General features: G+C 54.4%; 19 protein-coding genes and 3 tRNA genes. 15 read left to right on the forward strand and 7 right to left on the reverse strand.

Annotated elements, in window-relative coordinates; all coding sequences use genetic code 11:
- Window positions 1–37: 37 nt before the first annotated feature.
- Window positions 38–295: a hypothetical protein gene (locus tag OZX67_RS02825; RefSeq protein WP_277143969.1), complete on the reverse strand. Its 258-nt coding sequence runs from the start codon at window positions 293–295 to the stop codon at window positions 38–40.
- Between the two features lie 596 nt (window positions 296–891).
- Between OZX67_RS02825 and manA the strand changes: the two genes are divergently transcribed.
- Together manA and OZX67_RS02835 are read left to right on the forward strand one after the other, a co-directional pair.
- The gene (manA, locus tag OZX67_RS02830) at window positions 892–2,244 is read left to right on the forward strand and encodes a mannose-6-phosphate isomerase, class I (protein WP_277143971.1); all 1,353 of its coding nucleotides are present in this window, start codon (window positions 892–894) and stop codon (window positions 2,242–2,244) included.
- A 335-nt stretch (window positions 2,245–2,579) separates the two neighbouring features.
- Window positions 2,580–3,503 carry a CHAP domain-containing protein gene (locus OZX67_RS02835; protein ID WP_277143973.1) on the forward strand — a complete coding sequence of 308 codons (924 nt, stop codon included), beginning with the start codon at window positions 2,580–2,582 and terminating at the stop codon, window positions 3,501–3,503.
- Here the strand turns inward: OZX67_RS02835 and OZX67_RS02840 are convergent.
- On the reverse strand, window positions 3,490–3,684 hold the full coding sequence (locus OZX67_RS02840) for a hypothetical protein (RefSeq protein ID WP_277143975.1): 195 nt from the start codon (window positions 3,682–3,684) through the stop codon (window positions 3,490–3,492). The two genes, OZX67_RS02835 and OZX67_RS02840, sit on opposite strands and share 14 nt — an antisense overlap.
- Window positions 3,685–3,715: 31 nt before the next feature.
- On the opposite strand from OZX67_RS02840, the gene OZX67_RS02845 reads away from it, so the two are divergent.
- Together OZX67_RS02845 and OZX67_RS02850 are read left to right on the forward strand one after the other, a co-directional pair.
- Window positions 3,716–4,459: a C40 family peptidase gene (locus OZX67_RS02845; RefSeq protein ID WP_277143977.1), complete on the forward strand. Its 744-nt coding sequence runs from the start codon at window positions 3,716–3,718 to the stop codon at window positions 4,457–4,459.
- Between the two features lie 176 nt (window positions 4,460–4,635).
- Window positions 4,636–5,643 carry a universal stress protein gene (locus OZX67_RS02850; RefSeq protein WP_277143979.1) on the forward strand — a complete coding sequence of 336 codons (1,008 nt, stop codon included), beginning with the start codon at window positions 4,636–4,638 and terminating at the stop codon, window positions 5,641–5,643.
- Window positions 5,644–5,996: 353 nt separating this feature from the next.
- Here the strand turns inward: OZX67_RS02850 and OZX67_RS02855 are convergent, their stop codons facing one another.
- Window positions 5,997–6,413: an OsmC family protein gene (locus OZX67_RS02855; protein ID WP_277143981.1), complete on the reverse strand. Its 417-nt coding sequence runs from the start codon at window positions 6,411–6,413 to the stop codon at window positions 5,997–5,999.
- Between the two features lie 340 nt (window positions 6,414–6,753).
- Between OZX67_RS02855 and OZX67_RS02860 the strand changes: the two genes are divergently transcribed.
- The 3 genes from OZX67_RS02860 (at window position 6,754) to OZX67_RS02870 (ending at window position 9,278) form a co-directional block, all read left to right on the forward strand.
- Window positions 6,754–7,623 (forward strand): thymidylate synthase, encoded by an 870-nt coding sequence (locus tag OZX67_RS02860; protein WP_277143983.1) that lies wholly within the window; start codon window positions 6,754–6,756, stop codon window positions 7,621–7,623.
- 103 nt (window positions 7,624–7,726) lie between these two features.
- Window positions 7,727–8,386 carry a dihydrofolate reductase gene (locus OZX67_RS02865; protein ID WP_277143986.1) on the forward strand — a complete coding sequence of 220 codons (660 nt, stop codon included), beginning with the start codon at window positions 7,727–7,729 and terminating at the stop codon, window positions 8,384–8,386.
- Between the two features lie 382 nt (window positions 8,387–8,768).
- Window positions 8,769–9,278 (forward strand): low molecular weight protein-tyrosine-phosphatase, encoded by a 510-nt coding sequence (locus tag OZX67_RS02870; protein WP_277143988.1) that lies wholly within the window; start codon window positions 8,769–8,771, stop codon window positions 9,276–9,278.
- A 552-nt stretch (window positions 9,279–9,830) separates the two neighbouring features.
- Here the strand turns inward: OZX67_RS02870 and OZX67_RS02875 are convergent.
- The 3 genes from OZX67_RS02875 to OZX67_RS02885 form a co-directional block, all read right to left on the reverse strand.
- Window positions 9,831–9,906, reverse strand: a tRNA-Phe gene (locus OZX67_RS02875).
- A 46-nt stretch (window positions 9,907–9,952) separates the two neighbouring features.
- A tRNA-Asp gene (locus OZX67_RS02880) sits at window positions 9,953–10,026 on the reverse strand.
- Between the two features lie 101 nt (window positions 10,027–10,127).
- Window positions 10,128–10,754, reverse strand: coding sequence for a DUF4190 domain-containing protein (locus OZX67_RS02885; protein ID WP_277143990.1), 627 nt, complete (start codon window positions 10,752–10,754; stop codon window positions 10,128–10,130).
- Between the two features lie 63 nt (window positions 10,755–10,817).
- Here OZX67_RS02885 and trmB point away from each other — a divergent pair, with 63 nt between their 5' ends.
- The 8 genes from trmB to cydC all read left to right on the forward strand — a co-directional run bounded on the left by trmB (window position 10,818) and on the right by cydC (window position 21,941).
- Window positions 10,818–11,615: a tRNA (guanosine(46)-N7)-methyltransferase TrmB gene (gene trmB, locus OZX67_RS02890; protein ID WP_277143992.1), complete on the forward strand. Its 798-nt coding sequence runs from the start codon at window positions 10,818–10,820 to the stop codon at window positions 11,613–11,615.
- A gap of 305 nt (window positions 11,616–11,920) precedes the next feature.
- Window positions 11,921–11,992 (forward strand) — tRNA-Glu (locus OZX67_RS02895).
- A 604-nt stretch (window positions 11,993–12,596) separates the two neighbouring features.
- On the forward strand, window positions 12,597–13,769 hold the full coding sequence (locus tag OZX67_RS02900; protein WP_277143994.1) for an NAD(P)/FAD-dependent oxidoreductase: 1,173 nt from the start codon (window positions 12,597–12,599) through the stop codon (window positions 13,767–13,769).
- A 374-nt stretch (window positions 13,770–14,143) separates the two neighbouring features.
- The gene (locus OZX67_RS02905) at window positions 14,144–15,325 is read left to right on the forward strand and encodes an NAD(P)/FAD-dependent oxidoreductase (protein WP_277143996.1); all 1,182 of its coding nucleotides are present in this window, start codon (window positions 14,144–14,146) and stop codon (window positions 15,323–15,325) included.
- 45 nt (window positions 15,326–15,370) lie between these two features.
- Entirely contained in the window at window positions 15,371–16,837 is a 1,467-nt protein-coding gene (locus tag OZX67_RS02910) for a cytochrome ubiquinol oxidase subunit I (protein WP_277143999.1), read from the forward strand.
- Window positions 16,834–17,904 (forward strand): cytochrome d ubiquinol oxidase subunit II, encoded by a 1,071-nt coding sequence (gene cydB / locus OZX67_RS02915; protein ID WP_277144001.1) that lies wholly within the window; start codon window positions 16,834–16,836, stop codon window positions 17,902–17,904. The genes OZX67_RS02910 and cydB overlap by 4 nt, the downstream gene beginning before the upstream one ends.
- A gap of 148 nt (window positions 17,905–18,052) precedes the next feature.
- The gene (locus OZX67_RS02920) at window positions 18,053–20,050 is read left to right on the forward strand and encodes an ABC transporter ATP-binding protein/permease (protein ID WP_277144003.1); all 1,998 of its coding nucleotides are present in this window, start codon (window positions 18,053–18,055) and stop codon (window positions 20,048–20,050) included.
- A 58-nt stretch (window positions 20,051–20,108) separates the two neighbouring features.
- Window positions 20,109–21,941 (forward strand): thiol reductant ABC exporter subunit CydC, encoded by a 1,833-nt coding sequence (cydC, locus tag OZX67_RS02925; protein ID WP_277144005.1) that lies wholly within the window; start codon window positions 20,109–20,111, stop codon window positions 21,939–21,941.
- A gap of 257 nt (window positions 21,942–22,198) precedes the next feature.
- Here cydC and OZX67_RS02930 read toward each other — a convergent pair whose 3' ends face one another.
- Window positions 22,199–23,170, reverse strand: coding sequence for a polyprenyl synthetase family protein (locus tag OZX67_RS02930; RefSeq protein WP_277144007.1), 972 nt, complete (start codon window positions 23,168–23,170; stop codon window positions 22,199–22,201).
- Window positions 23,171–23,235 lie beyond the last annotated feature (65 nt).

Consider the following 23,235-nt stretch of genomic DNA (forward strand, 5'->3'; position numbering starts at 1 on the left):
AAAGTTCGCTAAGAAGCCATAAGGGCTTTCCAAGGTTTTAGTTGGCACCGAGCCTGCGGTAGTCCCAGCGGTCAAAGTGCTCCCAAATCAGCATCAACACGCCGATGATGACTCCTGCCGAGCACAAGATAATCGCCTGAAGCACATGGAATCCGCAAGCAAGGAATATCGCGCTGACAGCGAGGGCGATAAGCCACCAGCTGGTGATGATGAGGAATGTCTTGCGCAAATCGACCTGAACGGGCTTCGGCGCGGGCTTACAGACATCAGGGTTGATGATCGGGGCAAACTTCATACCGTTGATTTTAGTATCCGGGGCTAACCTTAAGTTGGCTATGCGCTGATTCTGTTCGGGAATCGGTATGAGAGCCATGAGAACATAGAGGAAGCGTTATCCACAAGGAGCCATTGCCAGTGTATTCGATTCACCCGGTCGCAAAGCGGTATGCCTGGGGTTCCTATACCCATTTGCAGGCGATGTTCGCCTCCCAGCTGACCGGGCAGAATGTGCTTTCGTCTGCTGAAAACGCAGGTGGAAATAAAAGCGCGAACGAAAACGCAAACGTGAGTCCAAGCGGAAGTAGAGACGCGAGCGCGAGTGCAAGCAGAAGTAGAAGCACAAGCGTTAACGCAAGCGGAGTCTCTGTCGACGGCGGGAATCAGGCATCCATAAGCAAGGGCCGATCATCCGCATCCGAAGTTCAACGCACCCAAACCCAAGCGCAGGCCCAAACCCAAGGTCAAACAGATACAGATACTGACGATTGCCCTTTGGCGGAGATGTGGTTCAGCGGCCATGCACAATGGCCTTCCCGGGTGGATTTTAATTCGCAACAGGTTTTGGAAACGCTATCGCAAGATCAAAATAAACAGCATAAACGGAACAAGGCTTTGGCAAGACTGCGAAATTCTCATGCATTCGGCAGCCAGGAAGCCGGAGGAGGCAATGGAGCCAATGCCTCAATGGCGCTGACCGACCTTATCCGCGCCGACCCCGAAGACATGCTCGGCGCTCGTTGTTCCGATAAATTCGGGCCGGTCCTGCCATACCTTCTCAAAGTGATTTCCGCTCGTATCCCGCTTTCTCTTCAGGTTCATCCCATCGATTTCCAGGCACGTGCCGGCTTCAACGCGCAGAACGCACAGCATGTGCCCATGGAAGCACCCGAGCGCTCCTTCAAAGATCCGGTAGCCAAAAACGAAATGGTCATCGCATTGGAACCGTTCGAGGCGTCCGTCGGCTTCGCCACGCCGGCGTTCATGCTTTCCAACCTGACGTTGGTGGACCATCCGCTTGCCGGGCGTATGGTGGAGGCGCTTACCCCGCAATCCCACCGTGGCATGCGCGTCATCCACGGCATGTCCGCTATCCACGGTGTACCTACCATCCATGGCATGCATGGGATGTTCAATATGTCGCAGCAGTACGTGGAACCTGAAAACGAAGAATTCGCCGAGGCTGATGCGCTGATGCCCATAGCCTCTGCCGTCTGGCAGCCGTCGCATAAACGGATTTTCCGCGCGTTCCATACGGCCGTCACCGCAGGGCCCGTAAAGGGTTTGCACAAGGCTTTGGCGGGTGCGGCTTGTAAGGTTTCCGATGAGCGCTCGCAGCTGGCTTTCCACCACGCCCTTGCCGCCGAAGAAGCCTTTCCTGGTGACCCGAGTGTGCTCGCGTTGCTGATGATGAATCCGCTTGCGTTGCAGGAGGGCGAGTCCGTCTTCATCCCTGCCGGCACTCCGCATGCCTATATCCACGGCACAGGTGTCGAAATCATGACGAATTCGGATAATGTATTACGTGCTGGAATGACGGTGAAGCATAAGGACATTCCCGATTTTCTGCAAAGTCTCGATTGCGGCCCGGCCTCGCCGATCGATCCCAGCGTCAGCTGGATGACGGATTGGGGCGGGATGTTCGGCAACCGGGTGATCTACCGGCCGAAAATCGATGAATTCATGTTGAGTTACGGCAGAGTCGGGACGGAGCAGCGTCCCTGGCCGATGGTGGAGCGCCTGTCACGACGCTACGGACGGCTTATGACGAAAGTCTCGCTTACCAACCGGCATTTCGGCCCGAGAATAGTGGTGTGCATCGAAGGGTCTATAAAGGTTGTCAGTTCGCACGAATCCAGAGTTTTGAGGCAAGGCGAGGCCGTTTTCGTTCCCGCCGCAGATGGGCGTGTGCAGCTGGATTCGGACAGTGAAGTCGGCACGTTCATCATGGCTTCCACGCAGGTGTAAGACCTTTCGTTTCAAGGATTTGGCAAGATGTGACGGGAGATTTCGGAACTTTGTCAGCTTGTCGGCCTGTAATAAAATTTGACCCATTTTATTGGGTGGTTATTGACGTATTTATTGTGAAGGAAATGTGACACGCCGATGAACCGATTTGATACTGCGGTTTTTCCAAAGTGACGATTCGATTGCGTTTTAAAAAAATCAGGGCTTGAAGTATTCTTGTAGCAGAAATCAGGAAGTGGCAGATGCGCTTTACGATGTCTTATTGATACGGTGTTGTACCGGTAAAGTTCGTCAAAGCATTTTCTGCTGAAATGTTGTCCGCAAGGAGTTGGTTTATGGTTCACGGTGCGCACAAGGCACGGAGAGTCGCGAAGCGGTCAAGTGCCGTCTCGTCCCTCTTTTCTCCTGCAAAGGGGACGCATTCGCTCAAGGCGGTGCGGCAGGCGCAGGCTGTGGAAACCAACGGCGCCATGGTCGGCTTGGCTCCGGAAGTCGCCGACAAGCTCAACGAAATCGTACCTGAAACCCGTCGTTCCATTCGCTTGGCCCGGGAGTCCGAAAACCGTCGCCATGCCGCAGTCGTTTCCGCTTCACTTGCTGCTTTGGTCGGCGCCACCGCTACTGCTGCGATGGCAGGCAATCCCACCAAACCAACTTTCAACGCAGCCGGGGAAGCCACCACCACTGCGACGTTGAGACCGATTAACGCCGCTTCGCGTTCGGAAGATCGTGTACCTCTGCGCTCCAATGGCACGCAAGGCACATGGAGTCTGGGGGAGTCGAATACATCGCTTGACGTTTCCGCGATGTCGAAGTCGATTGCCAATAATCCGCAGATCGCCGATCTGATGGATCAGGACTACAAGGCGTTGCCCGCAGGCTTCAATCCGAACCATCCCACCGGGGACTCCGGCAACAATTATGAATTCAGCCAGTGCACATGGTGGGCATACGTGCGTAGGCATCAGCTTGGCCTTCCTGCGGGTTCGCAGATGGGTAACGGTGCCCAGTGGGCGGATTCCGCTCGTTCCCTGGGCTATTGGGTCGATCGAACGGCTCGTCACGTCGGTGACATCATGGTCTTTGCTCCCGGCCAGGACGGTTCCAACCCGACCTGTGGCCATGTCGCCATCATCGAGCAGATCAATCCCGATGGTTCTGTCACCACTTCGGAGTGCGGCGCTGCCTACCAAGGCAAGACCTTCTCGAAAACCTACACAGCGGACCAGGTCGCGGCCCATCAGATTATTCATTACTGATTAGTACTGGGTCTGCGTTTTCATTTCTTTTTGCTTTCACAGAAATTTGTGAAGGTTGTATTCTCTCGCAGTGGTATTTCAGACCTCTTTGTTCTGCTTGATATTCAAGGGATTTAGGTCCTGAAATTGGAGGGTTGTGTTCGCTTTGAATCATTTTTTCGGCAACTTCTCGCACGCCCATTATGTTGCGGCTCTATGGTAACCTGATTTACATGATGAAAGCTTCGAAGATCTGTGCATCCTTGGCTGCGCTTGCACTCAGCGCCTCAGCCCTCATTGCATTCTCTCCCACCGCCTCAGCTGCCAATGAGGACAACGATCCGGTCACTTCCTCTCGTTCATTCCGCAAGGTCAATACCGTGCGTAAAGACCTGCTGAAGGAATCCACCTCCACCGATGTCGACGCCAAATCCAATTGGGGAGGCATCGAGTCCCTCGATGTTCCGCAGACCCAATCGCAGGCCGAAAAGGACGCCGCTGCCGCAAAGCAGCGTGCCGATGCCGCCGCCGCAAGTGCGGCCGCTGCTTCCCGCTCCGCTGCAAGGGATTCGTTGGCCCAAGCCGCTCAGCCGCAGAACTTCACCGTCACGCCTCCCAACGGGCAGTCGGTTTCCAGTTTGCTGGCTTTCGCCAATCAATTCGTCGGTGTGGTGCCGTACAAGTACGGCGGCAATACTCCGGCAGGTTGGGATTGTTCGGGAATGGTTCAGTATGTATTTGGCAATTTTGGCATTGCTCTTCCGCATGGTTCCGGTGCTCAGATGACTGCTGGCAGGCCCGTCGCGGACATTTCCCAGGCGATGCCTGGTGATTTGCTTGCAGGCCCTGGCCATTCCGCCATCTATGTTGGTAACGGTCAGGTAGTCAATGCGCTTAATCCCGCTGTCGGCACCACATATAGCCCTATAGGCTATGCCTTCTCTTCAGGTAATTATGTCATCCGCAGGCTTCTCTAGATTTTAATAGGTGAAATCAAACACAAGAAGCTCTGTTGCCTAGATAAACTTGAAAACGTGTCTCGAAAAGGGACACGTTTTCTTGTATAATGAAGAATTTAGTGCTTGACTCTCAAGGCTGGTATTCTTGAGGTAGAGCCGTTATGAGCGGTATTACGTATGTCAAGGAGGTAGTCATGGTAAACGACAAGGCTGTTCTGGTAGGTGTTGATGGTTCGCAAGCCAGCTACAAGGCGACCTGGTGGGCGGCGAATTACGCCAAGCACGCAGGATTGACGCTGCAGATCGTTTGCGCTTATTCGCTTCCCAGCTATGCGGCGGTTTCGTTCGATTCCACTTACACTTCCATGGGCGATGACAACGCGGCCCACATCGATGCGCAAGAGATTCTTTCCAAGGCCAAGGCCATCGCCGACGAGCAGGGCGTCGAGGCGCAGACGTTGATCGTCACCGGCGATCCCTCGTCGGTGTTCGTCGAACTTTCGCGCAACTACAACCTGATTGTCATCGGCAACCGTGGCAAGGGCGGCCTGGCCGAGCGGCTGCTGGGAACCACCAGCTCCTCGCTGCCGGCCTATGCGTACTGCCCGATTATCGTCGTTCCCTATACCGATGACGATGGCAAGACGATGCATTTGAATAACACCATCAAGCGTGTGGCCGTCGGCATCGACGCCAGCGCATGGGGATTGAAGGCGCTGCAGATCGCGGCCGACCTTTCCTCCGACCGTGGCGCCGAGCTCGACGTCATCGACGCTGTGGCAGGTCTGCAGGGTGTCAGCGATGAGGACGGCGTCTACGATTCCTATATGGAAGATCTCGAAACGCAGATCGCTCCTGTCCGCAAGGCTCACCCGGACTTGAAGATCACCAAGACCATCGTTCCCGAATCCGCTGTAAGCGCCCTGACCAAGGCCAGCTACGATCACGACATCGTCGTGGTCGGTTCCCGCGGCAAGGGCGGATTCACCGGTCTTCTGGTCGGCTCCACCAGCCAGGGGCTCATCCAGCATGCTGCCGGCCCGGTTTACGTGGTGCCGCGCAAGTACGTGGAAGCCGAAAAGTCGCGTTCCGACGGCACTATCGAAGGCATCGAAGGTGTCGAGCAGGTCTCCGTGAAGACTGCCGACAGCTCCGCGGCCGAAGCCATCGAATCCTCCATCGATCCAGAGCACAAGGGCTGATTGCGGCTTTTATTTGTTGTCGGTCTGATTGACAGATCAGCCGATAACGATACTGCGATAAAAGGGCGGTGCCGATTATCCATAACGGATATCGGCACCGCCCTTTTTGCCGTTTAAGTCGTGTTTGCTGCAACTCGCCCATGGCAATGCATTCCAAGCCGTATCGGTAACAATGTGTTCAGTGCAACGTGTCTATGACGCTGCTGTTTACAACGTATCTGCATCCACACGTATCTGCATCAACGCTTTGCTGCGACGTATCTATGGCAATGCAATTTCGCCGGCTGTATGCAACGTGTCTGCTGCAACGTCACGAAAAACTACTATAGCGACGTTACAGCAGACTTCTGAAACTACTTGGTCAGCACCTTGACTTCCATACTTACCGGTGTGGCGCGCTCATAGGTGTGCATCACCGTGCAGGACTTCTCGATGTGCTTTTCGACGCGATCCTTGAGCTTCTCGACATCCTCGCCATGGATGCCGGCGCTTTGTGCGTCAACAACCACCTGCTCGCGGAACGCGGTGTAGCCGTCGGCCTCGCGGTCGTAATCGCCGTCGACGGTGATCTTCGCGCCCTTGCCTTCGCCCAGCGAATTCTCGATGGTCATCTGGCTGGAAAGTGCGCCGCAGCCCGCCAGCGCCACCTTCATCAGATCGCCGGGATTGAACAGGCCTTTGCCATGCCCGAACTTGATATGTGCGCCGTCGTCGCTGAACGCGTCCCAGGAACCATCCTTGTTGCGCTCGACCCACAGTTTCTTTGCCATTGCGTACCTCCTCGCGGTTATGCCTTGCTTTGTTTCAAGACTTATCCCTACCAATCTATCCCCAAGCCCCGTCGTTATGTGTTTCCGGTGCAGGGCGTGGGACGAACAGCATACAGCCGGATCCTCTTCTTTTCTAGCAGTGAAATGAAAGTGGTGTGACCGGTTGCACAGTTTTGCCGATCCATTTGTGTCCTTTTACTTATCTGCTTTATTGGTCTAAGTAAAAAGACACAATTACGTGTCCTCAAGTAATTCTCATGGTTCCAATGTCTTCTGATAGACGAATGGTTTGTCGTTACGACGTCGACATGGCCGATACTGGTTGCTAGAATGGTCAGTTATGTTGACCCAAGAACAGCTTGAAGAAATTCGTCAGAGGATTCCCGCGCGCCCCAAAACCGATATTCCCATGCCCTACGAGGATTTGGTACGGGATATTCTTACGCAAGGAACGCTCAAAACCGACCGTACCGGTACGGGCACGATTTCCCTGTTCGGCCGTCAGATGCGTTTCGACCTTTCCAAAGGCTTTCCGCTCCTGACCACCAAGACGGTCTATTTCAAAGGCATCGCCTACGAGCTGTTGTGGTTCCTCAAGGGTTCCAGCAATGTGCGCTGGTTGCAGGAAAACAATGTACACATCTGGGATGAGTGGGCCGACGAGAACGGCGATTTGGGACCTGTCTACGGCGTGCAGTGGCGCAGTTGGCCGGCACCGACGAAGGACAATCCGAACCGCACCATCGATCAGATTTCCAATGTGCTTAATCTCATCAAAACGCATCCCGATTCCCGCCGTATGATCGTCACCGCTTGGAACCCGGCCGAGGTCGAGCAGATGGCTCTGCCGCCCTGCCACGCCCTTTTCCAGTTCTATGTGGCCGATGGCAAGCTCTCCTGCCAGCTCTACCAGCGTTCCTGCGATATGTTCCTGGGGGTGCCGTTCAACATTGCGTCCTATTCGTTGCTCACCTTGATGATGGCGCAGCAGACCGGCCTGAAGCCGGGGGAGTTCGTCTGGACGGGCGGCGATTGCCATGTCTACGACAACCACATCGAGCAGGTTTTGACCCAGCTTTCCCGAGATCCTTACCCGTACCCACAGATCGAAATCAACAAGGCCGGTTCGATTTTCGATTACCGGTACGAGGACTTCAAAATCGTCAATTACCAGCACCATCCGGCCATCAAAGCTCCGGTCGCGGTCTGAGGCGTGGCGACGCAGGGTTCCAGGCAGGTTTCAAAGGGTGTGAAACGCGTCTGAACCGTTGGTTAGACTAAATAAATACTGCCTAATTCAAGGAGTAAACGAAATGGAGCATGACAGTAGCCGAACTGGCTATCACGAACCCGAGCCCGGACTTGCCGGGCAAAAAGTCACCGAGGACTGGGGAGACGATGTCGTCAAGACGTTTTCGGTCAATCTCATCTGGGCGTGCGGTGAGGATATGCAGGGCCGTCCCGATGCGATGGGGTTCAAAGGCGGGATGCCATGGCATCTTGCCGAAGACATGAAGCGTTTCAAGGAACTCACCGTTTCGCACCCGGTGATCATGGGTCGAAAGACATGGGATTCGCTTGATCCGAAATATCGGCCCTTGCCGAACCGCGACAATATCGTCGTCTCGCACGACCCGAACTGGCGTGCCACAGGGGCTACGACCGCCAACGATATCCAGGCGGCTCTCGATTTCGCACGTCAGGAAGCCATTCCCGACGACGGCTTGGACCGCAGCGAGATCTGGGTGATCGGGGGAGCGCAGCTCTTCCGAGCCATCATGCCGTTCGCCAACAAAGCGTATGTCACCTATATCCGCGGCCGTTTCGACGCGGACACGTACGCGCCCGATATGGATGAGCTGGTGCGCGCTGGGGCTTGGAGCGTGCAGGACGATGGACCGTGGATGACTCCCGGCAAGCCGGAAGGCGCCGTCGAAGCCTACCGTTTCGTCACCTATCACAAGAATCGGTAAGATCCTTTTTTAATATCGACGCAGATACGATTGCTTTCGCGGTTGTATCTGCGTCGTTTATTATTTGGCCCGATGTCGTTAATTGGTTTGATATGTTGCGGTAAACGCTTGCGATGCCAAGCCTGCCTCGACTTCGTACACATACCCCAAGAATCGGCACTGCCACGCCCGACTTATCAGAAAAAGAAAAACAGGACGAAAAGTTTACTTCCACAAGGCCAAACCACGGTCATAAACCAAATATTCTGGCCTATAGCCCACAATATTGCTTGTCGCATAAGGATCGATATCCGGTTTGTTGCGCGAGAGCCTATTACGGTCGGTCCGTTATGATGGCTGTAGCAATGTCATTCATATTCATATGAGGAAAGATACTCCAGCTATGTCCAATCACCCATACACCGTCATGACCGTCTGCACTGGCAATATCTGCCGTTCCCCGATGGCCGAGATCATTCTGCGCGCCAACTTCGAGGAACGCGGGTTGGGGAATAAGGTGCGTGTGATGTCCAGCGGTGTCAGCGACGAGGAACACAGCCACCCGATCGACCCACGTGCCGTGCGCGTGCTGCACCAGCGCGGATACGAGATTCCCAAGCATCATTTCGCGCACCGCATCACCGCCGAAGAAATTGACGAGAGTGACCTGTTCCTGCCCATGACCGCCTCGCACGAAAGGGGACTGCTTCGTCTGTTGCCATCCGACAAGAAACCTGAAGTACATCTCTACCGCAGCTTCGACCCGAACCTGCCCAAGCCTGCGCCCGGCCACGAAAGCGACATCGATCTGGTCGACCCGTGGTACGGTGGCCCGCGCGATTTCGACATCGCCATCGACCAGATCGATGGCGTCGCCCCTTACATCGTCGATTGGGTCGCCAAGCAGCTCTGAGTGGCTGCTTGGGCCTATAACTTCTAGGGAACAAGGCTTGAGGACATCAGATCTTAGACATAGCAATACCCGGATTTGAACGAATCAAATCCGGGTATTACGGTTATGCTGTTTAGATTTGTATTATGAAAATCTCGATGAGAGAACTGCTGGAATCGGCAGCGATGCACCGATTTGCAGAGCTTCTTCTAAATTTCCCTTCTGAAACCTATATCAGAAAAGCGTCGGAATTGGGAAATAGGTGAAGAAATCCATAGCCCATTTTGCGAGATTCGTAACAACTTGCCAGAACATAAGCACCTCCTTCGCTTTCTTCTTTGTAAGTGTACTTTTATTATAAACCGATAATTAATATCAAATAAGAATTTCTTTCAGCATAATGCCATAACTATAGCGATTCGACGAAAAGTGGTGGATATGCTAAAGCGCTTCTGCCCGAACTTCTGACTTGAGAACAGCTCTGATTGGACATTTCATGCGCTAGATTACGGTATAGCTTCAAAAATCAAAAAGCCTCGAAACCGTTGTGATTACTTGGTTTCGAGACCTGAGTGGTGGCTCCGAGCGGCATCGATCCGCTGACCTAACGATTTTCAGTCGTTCGCTCTACCAACTGAGCTACAGAGCCATGAATAAATCAAAAACCCGGCGAACCGGGCTTAAGACCATTCGAGCGACTCCGGCCAGACTTGAACTGGTGACCTCCGCCGTGACAGGGCGGCGCTCTAACCAACTGAGCTACGGAGCCGTGGCTTGCTTTCATCAAGCAGCCGAGTGTTAATATTACTCAGAATCCGGCCAAACGCAACCCCGGAGCGGTTTCAGCGTGTCGCCTATGATGCCAATGATTTATATGGTATTGTCCGCCGTTTGTAATTCAAAGTCATAAAGATAATAGGTATAGTTCGTGTCTTCGTTGTCGTCGTCGGGGTCATCGTCGTCATCGTAGGGGTCGGAGTTGCAGTCCGATCCATGGCAGTCTTCATCGTCGGAATCTATATGGTTGAACGCATAACCGAACGCCGACACGAGCGCGATGACAACGATAATATCTAAAATCGTCAAAACCGCACCGATGGCGATTCCGGCGACGGCCATTCCCTTGCTTTTCTCTCCGCTGCGATTGATCTGAACCATCGCGACTATGGAAAGTGCCAGCCCGATAATCGGCACGAAGAAGGAAAGGATAAAGCCGATGACGCAAAGCGTGTTCCACTTTTGGTTTGGTGCCGGAGGATAGTAGTAACCCTGAGGCCCCATAGGCGGCATCTGGCTGGGCCCCGCGGCAGGTGGCATTGGTCCGGGCCCAGATGGCGGTACCGAACCATACGGTTGGTAATTCGGCATCTGCTGGTCCGAGCCGGCGTATTGGTATGGAGCCTGTGGTGCTTGCGGCCCCGTCTGCTGGCCTGCGTCGCCGTATTGGTAGGGAGGCTGCCCTTGTTGTGGGTTCGCGTTGAAATCGTTGTCGGTCATAGCCTACAGTCTACGCGTGTATGGTGAAGTTTCGGGGTCTGCCTTCCGTTAAACTTGGGGTTCGTGCAGGAAAACGACAAAAGAATCCATCATGTACTCTCATATGTCCGGCGAACGGGACGTCTTGACGACCGTCTCAAGAGGGCGTGGCAGCGCTATTCGCCCGATTTTCTACTGGACATCAACGAAGGGGAGGGGCTGCTCGACCTGAAGCCCGGATTTGCCTTCAGTCGTGATTTTGTGCGCAAGGCTTGGGGCAATGAGCATCCGCTGATCATTGAGATCGGCACGGGACAGGGCGAGAACATCATCGCCGCTGCGCAGACACACCCCGAGACCAATTTCCTTGCGGTGGAGGTCTATGATCCCGGCGTTGCGCATACCATGCTGCGCGCCGGCAAGCTCGGGCTCGCCAACCTGCGCGTCGCCCAAATCAACGCGCCAGAGCTTTTCACGGCGTGTGAGCCCGGCGTGGCTGATGAGGTTTGGACGTTCTTTCCCGATCCTTGGCCCAAAATGCGCCATCATAAGCGGCGTATCGTCCAGCCAGCGCTCGCGGCAGACGTCCGCAAGGCGCTGGGTGAGGATGGCGTGTGGAGACTCGCGACCGACATTGAGGATTACGCCCTGCACGTTCACGAAGTGATGGACGGACGCACCGATTTTGCCAATGCCGGCACGCTTACGGTTTCGCTGCCCACCGAGCATGTCGGCAAGGGGACGGCGGACAGGGCCGCGTCGCTGCCTCACGCCGATTTTAAGGAATCGAAACGTTACGAAGGCAGGGTTCTCACCAATTTCGAGAAAAAGGGCTTGGCGGCGGGCCGTGTGATTCACGACTTCACATATGAGGCGCTCTGAGTTTGTGGGCGCGGCTTTGAATTCGTGAGGCTTGGCCGTTTAGATAGCGGCATGGTCTTGAAACTGTGAATAGAGGCTTCGGATTTGTGCAGGCTAGTTGGATGAGCTGCATTTCCGTTTCTTGGTATGCCACTTTCAGTGAAGTCAATTATTCCTGTACGTATTCCCTATGTATATTGGTACGTTAAGCGCGTTAGCAAGAGCCGGGATTCGTGTTTGCTGAAATATCACGTTTTGTCTGACGATTGCCAACACGCCGAGACTTGCTTGAGTCGGGTTCATATTTTAGACTGAGTAGGTTGTTAGCCCCCCTCGTCTAACGGTTAGGACACCAGACTTTCAATCTGACAACAAGAGTTCGACTCTCTTGGGGGGTACTTTTTCAAGGGTTTTCAAACATCAATTTTCTCAGGCTCGTACTTAGTAATTAGCGATGCTTCCAGTAATTTTGTATAGGTTTCGGTCCTTTCGTTGAACACATCAAATCCCGGTTATGAGCCGAATATTCTGGTCCAGAAACCTCAAATGCCTGGAACGAGAAAAAACGTGTGGTCAAAGTGGGGCCATGGTTAATGGGGTTGTCGTAATATTTCTGCCAGATTTAACTTTGGATAAAGACGGACCTGTCGGATGCCGCCGGCGTCTCTTCGCTAACGGTTGGTTTGCTTCTTTTCTTCCGCCGGTGCAAGCGTGCGCTGGTGCGAGCGAGAGTCTAGGGCTCCTATACAGCATACAAAAAAGTGTTACACGTCATTGATGCAAACGTTTTTATAAACTGTATTACTGTTGTATATTTTGTGAAATATGTCATATTGGGTAGTCGAATCGTGCAGAAATGTATCTGATTATGCAAATCAAATCGTTTTTCTTGCCTTAAGTAGATATTTTGAGATTGTAAATAATAAACAAAAAGTGAATACTGCTTACTGTAGTATTCGGTAGTATTCACTTTTATACAATTCCCAATGGAGGGGGTTTGCGATGACTACAATCGTTATTCTTGGTGCAGGTTACGGCGGTATGCGTACTGCGAAGCAACTTGTCAAGGCCAATGTTGACGCCGATATCATCCTGGTCAACAAGAATCCGTATCATTATCAGTCCACCGAGCTGCACGAGGTGGCCGCCGGTACCAAGGAACCCGATCAGATTACCTTCGATGTGCGCAAGGCAGTGGATCCGAAGGTCAAAGTGGTCATCGACGAAGTCACCAAGGTCGACCAGGACGCCAAGAAGGTCGAACTAAAGAACGGCGAACCGCTTTCCTACGATTATCTGGTCAACGCTCTGGGCTTCGAGTCCGAGACGTTCGGCATCAAGGGGGCCGACGAAAACGGCTGGCCGCTGATCGACATCGATACGGCCGTCGCCGCGCGTAAGCATCTTGAGGATACGCTGAAGAACTACAAGACCAGTCATGATGAGAACGACTTGCACGTCGTGGTCTGCGGTGCAGGCTTCACATCCATCGAGTATCTGGGCGAGCTGGTCTATCGTCTGCCCGACATGGCCAAGGAATATGACTTCCCGCTGGATAAGGTCAAGATCGACTGCATCGAGGCGACGCCGAAGATTCTGCCGATGTTCGACCCGAAGCTGGCCGATTGGGGCGTCAAGTTCCTTGAGGACCATGGCGTCACGTTCCACGCAGGCACCCCGATCACCGAGGTCAAGCCGAATGCCGTGATGAGCAACGACACCGCCTACCCGGCCAACACCATCATCTGGACTACCGGTGTGCACGGCAGCCACGTCATCGCGGATTCCGGTTATGACCAGAAGCGCAACCGCGTGGTCGTCGAGGACGATCTGTCGGTGAAGGGTCACCCCGAGGAGTTCCTCGTCGGCGATGTTTCCGCCGTCCCGAACCCAGACAACGGCCGTCTTTACCCGACCACGGCGCAGATTTCCATCGCCGAGGCCGATACCGCCGCGGACAATATCGTTGCGCGCATCAAGGGGGAGCAGCCGAAGAAGTTCGTCTACAAGTCCCTCGGCACGCTTTGCTCGCTTGGACCCAAGACCGGCATCGCTGAAGTCGACATGGGCGGCCATTGGAAGCTCAAGGGCTCGAAGGCGTCTGTCGCCAAGAAGGCCGTCGCCGATCGTTCCGTCACCGAACTGACGGATGTCTCCGGCATCATGAAGGCGTAACTGACCGTCTTCCTATGTCGAAATGTCATAAAGTCTTGAGGGTGCATCCGGTAAGTGCCAATCTTCCGGAGGCACCCTCATTTTATTTAAATTTGGCAATAATTATCGATTGATGTTTTAATGCGATTAATGGCGACGTAATTTGACCTTTTGTCGCAAAAGTGAGCTTTTAGAACGGTTTTGGCCGCAAAAGAATGGCTGAGGCGTGATTTATCCCATAAAAAAATCGTTTTTTCGTTTTTTGCAGATTTTTTGGCTATTTTAATCGTTTTTTGTTCAGCTTTTCATATATTGTTGGAAAGTGTTGGCAATGATGGCGCTTGCTTCGTAAAGCTCCTCATTTTGTGGTTAAGCTATAAGGAAAAGTGATTGGAATGAAGAGAATCGTCGTTCTCGGCGCAGGTTATGCAGGTATGCGCACCGTTAAAAAATTAGCCAGTTCGGGTGTAGCCGCCCAGATTGTGCTGGTCAACAAAAATCCGTATCATTATCAGACCACCCAGTTGCACGAAGTGGCGGCTGGCACCAAGGAGCCTGCCGACATTACCTTTGATGTTGCTCAGACATTTGCCAATAAGAAAAACGTTCAGGTAATCATCGATGAGGTTATTCGCATCGATCAGGACGCCAAAAGCGTTGAACTCAGGAACAATGCTCCTCTTCAGTACGATTATCTGGTCAATTGCTTGGGCTTCGAATCCGAGACCTTCGGCATCAAGGGTGCCGACGAGAACGGCTGGCCGATCATCGACATCAACACCGCATTGGCGGCGCGCAAGCATCTTGAAGATACTTTGAAGCGTTACAAGACAAGCCATGATCCCAACGATTTGCGTATCATCGTGTGTGGTGCCGGCTTCACCAGCATCGAGTATATCGGTGAGCTCGTTTATCGACTGCCACGTCTCGCCAAGGAATATGGCTTCCCCCTCAACCAAGTCAAGATCGACTGCATCGAGGCCAGCCCGAAGATTCTCCCGATGTTCGACCCGAAACTGTCGCAATGGGGTGTCAAGTACCTTGAGAAAAGGAACGTCACCTTCCATGTCTCCACTCCCATCACCGAGGTCAAGCCGAGTGCCGTGATGAGCAACGACAAGGAATTCCCGGCCAATACCATCATTTGGACCACCGGTGTGCACGGCAGCCATGTCATTGCCGATTCCGGTTATGACCAGAAGCGTAACCGTGTAGTCGTCACTGATGACCTTCGTGTCAATGGGCTTCCGGACCAATTCCTGATCGGCGACGTTTCCGCCGTTCCGAACCCGAGCAACGGCCGGCTTTACCCGACCACGGCGCAGATTTCCATTGCCCAGGCCGATTGCGTGGCTGAGAACCTTGTGGCGTTGATGAACGGCCAGCCCACCAAGAAGTTTGTCTTCAATGCTCTTGGCACTGTTTGCTCGCTTGGGCCTAAGGCAGGGATTGCATCGATTGACATGTTTGGCCATTGGAATCTCAAGGGATGGATTGCCGGCGTTACCAAAAAGTTCATTGCTGATCGTTCCACTTTGGAGTTGACCAATATTCGTACTATGCTTGAAGGTGACTGATTTCTTACTTTATAAGTAAGAAATACATGGGAAGAAAGGATAAAAATGACTGTTCTAGGGTTATCGCGATTCCAGTTCGCGATGACGACGGTCTTCCACTTCTTCTTCGTACCGTTGACTATCGGTTTGGCGTTTACCGTCGCCGTAATGGAAACGATATACGTAGTGAAGCGGAAATACATTTATAAGCGTATGGCGCAGTTCTGGGGAAAGATTTTCCTCTTGGGCTTCGCCGTTGGCGTAGTGACCGGCATCATTCAGGAATTCCAGTTCGGTATGAACTGGTCGAACTATTCGCGTTTCATGGGCGACATCTTCGGTGCGCCGCTGGCCATTGAGGCCCTTCTGGCGTTCTTCATGGAGTCCACGTTCATCGGCGTTTGGATGTTCACTTGGAACCGCTTCAAGCCGGGCGTCCATGTCATCTTCATTTGGTTGACTTGGTTCGGTTCCACATGCTCCGCCATTTGGATTCTCGCTGCAAACAGCTTCATGCAGAATCCTGTCGGCTATGGCATCAACAAGAAGACCGGCCACGCCGAAATGACGAATTTCGCCGCAGTTATCAGTAACCCCCAGCTTTGGCGTGAATTCCCGCATATCGCCACCGGCGCATTGATGCTTGGCGGCATGGTTGTGGTCGGCATGAGTGCTTTCGGCTTCATGCACAAGAATGCTGATCGGGCCTTCTTCAACCGTTCGATCCGCGTCGGTGCCATCATCGCGCTGATCGGCTCTATTCTCGTCATCATCACCGGCGATCTGCAGACCCTTGAGATCATCAAGGATCAGCCGATGAAGTTCGCAGCCACTGAAGGCATTTACGAGGATCTCAAGAGCCCCGCTCCGTGGATGGTCGTCGGTCTCATCAACGAAGGCGCCCACAAGTCCGCTGGCCTGGAGATTCCGGGCATGCTCTCGCTGCTCGCATTCCACAAGCTTTACGGCGGAACCATTCAAGGCATGAACACCTTGAACCAGCAGTTCCTCGGTGAGCGTGGCAAGATCATCAAGAACGGCATCGCTCATCCTGAGATCTCGAACTACTACGTGCCTACCAACGTGCTGTTCTGGAGCTTCCGCTTCATGGCCGCCGTCGGTTTCGCCGTGTTGATTCTCGCAATCTGCACGCTGTGGTTCACCCGCAAGTCCAAGAACACTCTGGCGGACAGCCGCTGGAAGCTCTGGGTCTTGGGTGTCTGCACCTATCTGCCGTTCATCGGCACCACCGGTGGCTGGCTCATTACCGAGCTCGGTCGCTATCCGTGGATCGTTTATGGTCTGCAGACCATCGCTGACGCCGTCTCGCCGACAGCTACAGTGACCAGCCTGCTGATTACCAACATTGTTTACTTCCTGCTCTTCTGCCTCATGGGCGGCGTGATGATCTTCTACTCTCGTCGCGTGCTCCATCAGGGGCCGGAGCCGGATCCGCAAACCGCTACGCAGCCGGTTACCGAAGGTTCTCATGTCGGTGCCCACGCAGCCAATAGGAAGGTGGCGTTGGCATGACCCAGTTTCTCGCTAAGCCTTTGATCGATGGCAACAATTTCCTGCAATTGCTGTGGTTCTTTGTGATTGCATTGGTATTCGCCATCTTCCTCTTCCTTGACGGCATCGATTTCGGTGTCGGCATGGCCACACGCGTTCTGGCCCACAACGGTGACGAACGTGCGCTCTACATGCGTGCGATCGGCCCGCACTGGGACGCCAATGAGGTCTGGCTCATCACCGGTGGCGGCGCGATGTTCGCGTCCTTCCCGCTGTGGTATGCAAGCCTCTTCTCCGGTTATTACCTGCTGCTCTTCATCGTGCTGGTCGGCCTCATCCTGCGTGGTGTCTCCTTCGAGTTCGCCTCTCATGCGGTCACCGATCGTGAACGCAACGTCTGGCAGTGGGCCAACTTCGCCGGCAGCGTCATCGCGCCGTTCGGCCTGGGCATGATGCTAACCAGCGTCATCCAGGGCGTCCCGATGGATGCGCAGGGCAACGTTCACGCCGGATTCTTCGATGTGGTCAACTGGCTCTCCATCGTCGGCGGCGTTGCTGTGGTGTTCTTCAGCTTCCTGCACGGCCTGCACTTCCTGAGCCTGAAGCTCGATGCGAAGACCTCCGAGAGGATGCTCAACACCTCCAAGAAGGTCTACTGGATCGCCTATCCGGCACTCGTGATCTTCGTGATCTTGGCGTTCATCTTCACTGATTTCTATCAGCGTCGCACCAAGTCCACACTGCTGATCACCGTGGTCATCCTGGCCGCGACGATTTGCGGCCATATCGCAACGTACAAGAAGCGCGGCGGTTTCGCCTTCATCTCCACTGGCGTCACCCTTGCCGGTATCATCGCCTTCATCTTCAACGGGCTTTTCCCGAACGTGATGATCGCGACCGACCCGTCCAAGAGCCTGGCCGTGTCCGTTGCCTCGTCCTCGCAGTACACGCTGGAAATCATGACCATCGTGCTCTGCTGCCTGCTGCCGATCGTCCTGATCTACTTCATCTGGTCGTACTATATCCAGAGGAAGCGTCTGATTACCGACGATTCGCCGGCTTCAATCAAGGCGGCCTCGGTCTACTAACGAACTAACGTTAGTTTTTCGATGGAAAATCATCAATTCCCGATGTCTTCTTCCTGCGGCAATGAATATTCGATAATGTTCGTTGCCGCAGGGAACATCGGGTTTTTCTTTGTCTTTTAAAATTATTTGTTAGTAGTTGGGACTGGTCGTGATCGATAAAAGTCTATTCAGGTTCGACGGGGTGCGTCAGCGTATGGGGCTTTTGGCCCTGCTCTCGCTGATACAGGCGCTGTGCATCGTCGGACAGGCCCACGGCTTGGCACGGGGACTGGTGGAGATATGGAAGTTGCACGCCGTCTCCACGTTGGTCGGCCCAGCTATAGAATTTCTTGTTTTTTATGCGTTGCGTCACTTGTGCGATGTGGCCAAGCAGAGAATCTCGAGCAAATACGGCAAATATGTCGCCGGCCAGATTCGCCCGCAACTGCAGGAAAAGATCTTCCGTCTCGGTCCGCAGGGACTTGCTTCGCGCGGCACCGGTTCGACGGTGACGATGCTGATTGACGGACTTGACCAGGTCAAAAGCTATATCGAGATTCTTCTGCCGAAGATGACGGATATGATGCTCATCTCACTGGTCATCCTTGTGGCCGTATGGTGGCAGGACTGGGTCAGCGGCCTGATTCTGCTGCTCATGTACCCGCTCATCATCTTCTTTATGGTCATTTTGGGACTTGCCGCCCGTGACCGTTCCAACAAGCAGTATGCCCAATTCAATATCCTCAACACCAAATTCGTCGACAGCATCCTGGGCCTGCCGACCCTGAAGATGCTCGGCGTCGACAAGGAATACGAAGGTGAGATCTACAGCGTCAGCGAACGGTTCCGCAAACGGACCATCGACGTGCTCAAGGTGGCGATGACCTCGACCTTCGCTCTCGATTGGTTCACCACGCTGGGCATCGCCATCATGGCCGTATTCCTGGGCCTGCGTCTGGTCAACGGCACCATGCCGCTCTTCCCGGCCATGTTCGCCCTGATTATGGCACCTGACTACTTCCTGCCGGTCCGCCAGTTCGGAGACAACTACCATGCCACGCTCGATGGCAAGAACGCTCTGCATGACATCATGAGCTTCATCGACAGCCCTGAAACCCCGCAGGATACTAAGACCAAGTGGGACGGCTGGAAGGCCGACAGCGAGCTCAAGCTCAAGGATATCGATTTCGCCTATCCCGCCGGCAGCAAGCCGCAGGATGGCGATGATACGCAGACCGTGGCCAGCCATAGTGTGGCCATGAACGCGGTGGAGCAACAGCGCGAAGGCGAAGATGATAAGACGTCCGCTGATTCCACGAATTCCAAGGCCAAAGGCCGTCGAGGGCGTAATAAGCGCGAGAGGAAAAATGCTTCCGAGACGAATCAGGCCGGGAGCACTGCCGGGATGGCTTCCGATGGCGAGAGTCCGGCCGTTGCCGCCGCGGTTCAGACGCCGGCACAACCTGATGCTTTGCATCATATCTCGATGAATTTCAAAGGTTATGGCAAAATCGCCGTCATCGGCAAGTCCGGAGCCGGCAAATCAACATTGGTCAATCTGCTCGCCGGATTCAATATCCCCCACGCAGGTTCCATCGAACTTGACGGTAAGCCCCTCAAGAATTTCAATGTCGAGGCATGGCAGCGCCATATCAGCTATATCCCGCAGACCCCGTACATTTTCAGCGGCTCCATCGCCGACAATATCCGTTTCTATGTGGGCGACGCCAGTGATGAGGATGTCAGATCGGCCGCGCATGAAGCCGGTCTAGACGAGTGGCTGGCAGAGCTCGGTGACGGACTTGACACTCTGATAGGCGAGGGCAACCGCGGCATCAGCGGCGGTCAGGCCCAACGCATCGCCCTTGCCCGCGTCCTGCTTGACAAGTCCCGTGAGGTGCTGCTGTTCGACGAACCGACCGCACACCTTGACATCGAAACCGAATACGACCTTAAGAAGACGTTGCTGTCGATCATGGAGAACCATCTGGTGATCCTCGCCACACACCGTCTGCACTGGCTGGCAGACGTCGACCAGGTGCTTGTGCTCGACGAAGGCAAAGTGGTCGAATCGGGCGCACCCAAGGAACTGATAGGCGCAGGCGGTCCGCTGGACCACCTCATCGGCGAGATGGGAGGTAACCAGATTGACCAGTACCTCGACTGAAACACAGACGACATCAACCATGAACACCTCTCGGAAAACGGGTACGAACGGCAAGACAATGAACAACACCGGTGAAACAGCAGCGGCTACACCTTCCGCAGCATCGCAAGGCGGCAAGACCAGATTGCGCGATTACCTCAAGATCTGGAACAACGACCACTGGTTCTGGCCATATCTCAAAGAAAACAAGCGCACGCTCGCTCTGATCTTCTTCTTGGGGTCCATGACCTTCGTCTGCGCGGCGGCCCTCATGTTCACCGCTGGCTACCTCATCAATCGTTCTGCGCGTATGCCTTATAACATTCTGATGGTCTACGTGCCCATCGTCCTGACCCGCGCCTTCGGCATCGGCCGGCCCGTGTTCAAATACGTCGAACAGCTCAAAAGCCACGACTGGGTGCTCCACGTCATCTCCAAGCTGCGCGTGCAGCTTTACCGCACCCTCTCCAAGGACGCCGCCTTCCTCAACGAACACGAGCGTACAGGCAGCGTGTTGAGCCTTCTGGCGGACGATCTCGATCATCTCGAGAACTTCTACCTGCGCACCATTTTCCCGACGGTAGTGGCCTATATCATTTGGCTTATCGTCACCATCGCCATGGGCATCTTCTCTTGGGTCTCCTCGCTGCTGCTTTTCCTGATGCTCGCGTTGGTCTTGATACTTATCCCGCTGGTCTCGCTGAGCTTCTCCACCGGTCATTTTGCGCTGGAAAAGCAACAGCAGGCGCAGGAATACACCAAGGTCACCGAAAGCTACCTCGGCCTGAGCGACTGGGTCATCACCCACAAGGACAAGGATTTCGTTTCCATCGGAGCCGACGAATACCAGCGGATCCAGGAGAGCAAGGACCAGCAGAAGATCTTTGAACGCTGGCGCAACTTCGCCATCCAGGTGGTTTTCGGCGTTATCGCCATCGGTCTGATGGTCGGGGCCGGCATGACCATGACCGGTTCCAAGTCCGTCGCCGACTGGTCCGCCTCCATCGTCCTTGCCGTATTCCCGCTGGTGGACTGCTTCATCAACGTGGCCCAGGCCACCGCCGAGATACCGCTTTACAGCGATTCTTTGGAGCATCTGAACGACCTGACCAATCGTGTCGAAGGCCGTCAACAGGCCCCGGTGACGCAACAAAAGCTCAACGGCCCCATCGAAGAGATCGATTTCGACCATGTCACCTTTGCTTACGGCCCCGGCCAGCCGGTGCTGCTCGACGATTTCACACTGCATATCAAGGCGGGGGAGAAGGTCGCGCTGCTCGGCCCAAGCGGCGAAGGCAAGACCACGATTCTCCAGCTTCTGCTTGGCGACCTGGTTCCGCAACAAGGCAGCATCACCATCAACGGCATCCCCGTGGCGGCATTGCAGGATGAGCGCGCCCGCATCTTCGGCTATCTGAATCAGCAGGCGTTCCTCTTCAATTCCACCATCGCCGAGAACGTGCGTCTGGGCGCGACGGACGCCACAGATGAACAAGTGTGGGCGGCGCTCAAGGCCGTCCAGCTCGACGAAGTCGTCCGGGCGCTTCCCGAAGGCATCGACACTTCAGTCGACGAGGCCGGCCAGCGCTTCTCCGGAGGCCAGCGCCAGCGCATCGCTTTGGCCCGTATCGTGTTGAAGGACACCCCGGTAATCTTGCTGGACGAACCGACCATCGGCCTCGACCCGATTACCGAACGCGAACTGATGTCGATGATTTTCTCCGCTGCCGGAAGCCGCACGATGCTCTGGGTCACCCACCATCTGCAGGGTCTGGAACAGTCGGACAAGGTCATCTTCCTCGACAATGGCAAGATCGCCATGCAGGGCGCTCCCACCGAGCTTTATCGGACGAACGAGCGTTTCCGCGAGCTTTACCGTCTCGATGTCGGCGAGCTGGAAACGGCGCGTTAAACGCGACATTGAACGACGTTGAACGGAACGTAGCGGATTAAGCCGTTGATAATACAGTGAGCGGGCGGATGTTTTCTGGCATCCGCCCGCTCACTGTATTAGGGTTGATGAAATTTGCGGTTCTAAATCTGAAGTTTATTGCTTGGAATTTACACTTTGAAATTTGCGGTTTGAACGTCAACTATTCATCGTCTGCCGGATACCTGTTCGGCTGCTTGGTGATCTAACCGTTCCGAGGGAATCGGAAAACCGCAGCTTCAGAGCGTGGCGATGTATTTGTCGATGACGTCGACCAATGCCTTGACGGTGCCGGCATTGATTGCCGGGTATTTCTTGTCGGCGATGACGTCCTTGGCGGCTTCAAGGTGCTTCAGCGCCTCATGTTTGGCGCCGTCGATGAATTGGGGATTGGCCTTGAAATAGTCGAGCACCTTGAGCGGGTCGTCGAGTTTGACGATGTCCACGAACGAGGGGTCGGCCTCAAACGCCAGAATGACGGGCAACGTGTAAATGCCGTCGCGGATGTCTTCGAGCTTTGGCTTGCCGGTGTCGTGGGCGACGTCGAAATCTCCGATATCATCGAGAATCTGGAAAGCGATGCCCAGATGCTCACCGAATTTCGCCCCTTGCTCAAGCGTTTGGGGTGAGGGGGAGTCTGTGGTCAGCTTGATTCCGGTAATGGCCGCCAAGCGGAAGAGGGCCGCGGTCTTGCCGGTGATGGCGCGTTCGTAGTATTCCTTGGTGGTGCTGGTATCGTGGCGGGCAGCTTCCTGCAGCAGGTCTCCCGAGACGATTTCATTGACGGTATGTGCCTGTTCGGCGATGAAAGCCGTGTCGGGGGCTATGGTGGCGATGATTTCCATATAGCGGGAGAGAATGAGGTCGCCCAGGTAAATCGCGGCCTTGTTGCCGCGCACGGTCTGGATGGTCGGCTGGTTGCGGCGTACCGAGGCGTTGTCGAGTACGTCGTCGTGCACCAAGGTCGCCAGATGAAGCATTTCGATTGCCGCTGCGCCGGTGATAATCTTTTCATCGACGTGACGGGGTTTGCCTTCCTGGACGACATAAGAGAAAAGCAGTACCAGTGAGGCGCGAATCATTTTGCCGTGGTTGTCAAGCAAATGACGGTAATCCTCGCGATAGGGGGTGACATTATCCTCTTCTGAGTGCATCGTTTGCACCACGCGCTTCAAATCATCGCGCAACAGGAGTTCCTGTTGATTTGGCATGCCTACCTAACCTCTCGAAAGTCTTCACTAATCAGACGAACGTACCTAATATAGCATGTTGGCCG

Origin of the sequence: Bifidobacterium sp. ESL0728 (assembly GCF_029392015.1) — a bacterium.
Classification (GTDB): domain Bacteria; phylum Actinomycetota; class Actinomycetes; order Actinomycetales; family Bifidobacteriaceae; genus Bifidobacterium.

Excerpts from the sequence above, each read along its gene's own strand:
- OZX67_RS02865 (WP_277143986.1), top strand. The coding sequence starts at position 7,727 with ATGGAGCATGACAGTAGCCGAACTGGCTATCACGAACCCGAGCCCGGA.
- OZX67_RS02910 (WP_277143999.1), top strand. The coding sequence starts at position 15,371 with ATGACTGTTCTAGGGTTATCGCGATTCCAGTTCGCGATGACGACGGTC.
- cydB (WP_277144001.1), top strand. The coding sequence starts at position 16,834 with ATGACCCAGTTTCTCGCTAAGCCTTTGATCGATGGCAACAATTTCCTG.
- cydC (WP_277144005.1), top strand. The coding sequence starts at position 20,109 with ATGAACAACACCGGTGAAACAGCAGCGGCTACACCTTCCGCAGCATCG.
- OZX67_RS02845 (WP_277143977.1), top strand. The coding sequence starts at position 3,716 with ATGATGAAAGCTTCGAAGATCTGTGCATCCTTGGCTGCGCTTGCACTC.
- OZX67_RS02835 (WP_277143973.1), top strand. The coding sequence starts at position 2,580 with ATGGTTCACGGTGCGCACAAGGCACGGAGAGTCGCGAAGCGGTCAAGT.
- OZX67_RS02870 (WP_277143988.1), top strand. The coding sequence starts at position 8,769 with ATGTCCAATCACCCATACACCGTCATGACCGTCTGCACTGGCAATATC.
- OZX67_RS02905 (WP_277143996.1), top strand. The coding sequence starts at position 14,144 with ATGAAGAGAATCGTCGTTCTCGGCGCAGGTTATGCAGGTATGCGCACC.
- OZX67_RS02840 (WP_277143975.1), bottom strand. The coding sequence starts at position 3,684 with ATGGGCGTGCGAGAAGTTGCCGAAAAAATGATTCAAAGCGAACACAAC.
- OZX67_RS02855 (WP_277143981.1), bottom strand. The coding sequence starts at position 6,413 with ATGGCAAAGAAACTGTGGGTCGAGCGCAACAAGGATGGTTCCTGGGAC.
- OZX67_RS02850 (WP_277143979.1), top strand. The coding sequence starts at position 4,636 with ATGGTAAACGACAAGGCTGTTCTGGTAGGTGTTGATGGTTCGCAAGCC.
- OZX67_RS02900 (WP_277143994.1), top strand. The coding sequence starts at position 12,597 with ATGACTACAATCGTTATTCTTGGTGCAGGTTACGGCGGTATGCGTACT.
- OZX67_RS02860 (WP_277143983.1), top strand. The coding sequence starts at position 6,754 with ATGTTGACCCAAGAACAGCTTGAAGAAATTCGTCAGAGGATTCCCGCG.
- OZX67_RS02825 (WP_277143969.1), bottom strand. The coding sequence starts at position 295 with ATGAAGTTTGCCCCGATCATCAACCCTGATGTCTGTAAGCCCGCGCCG.
- OZX67_RS02885 (WP_277143990.1), bottom strand. The coding sequence starts at position 10,754 with ATGACCGACAACGATTTCAACGCGAACCCACAACAAGGGCAGCCTCCC.
- OZX67_RS02930 (WP_277144007.1), bottom strand. The coding sequence starts at position 23,170 with ATGCCAAATCAACAGGAACTCCTGTTGCGCGATGATTTGAAGCGCGTG.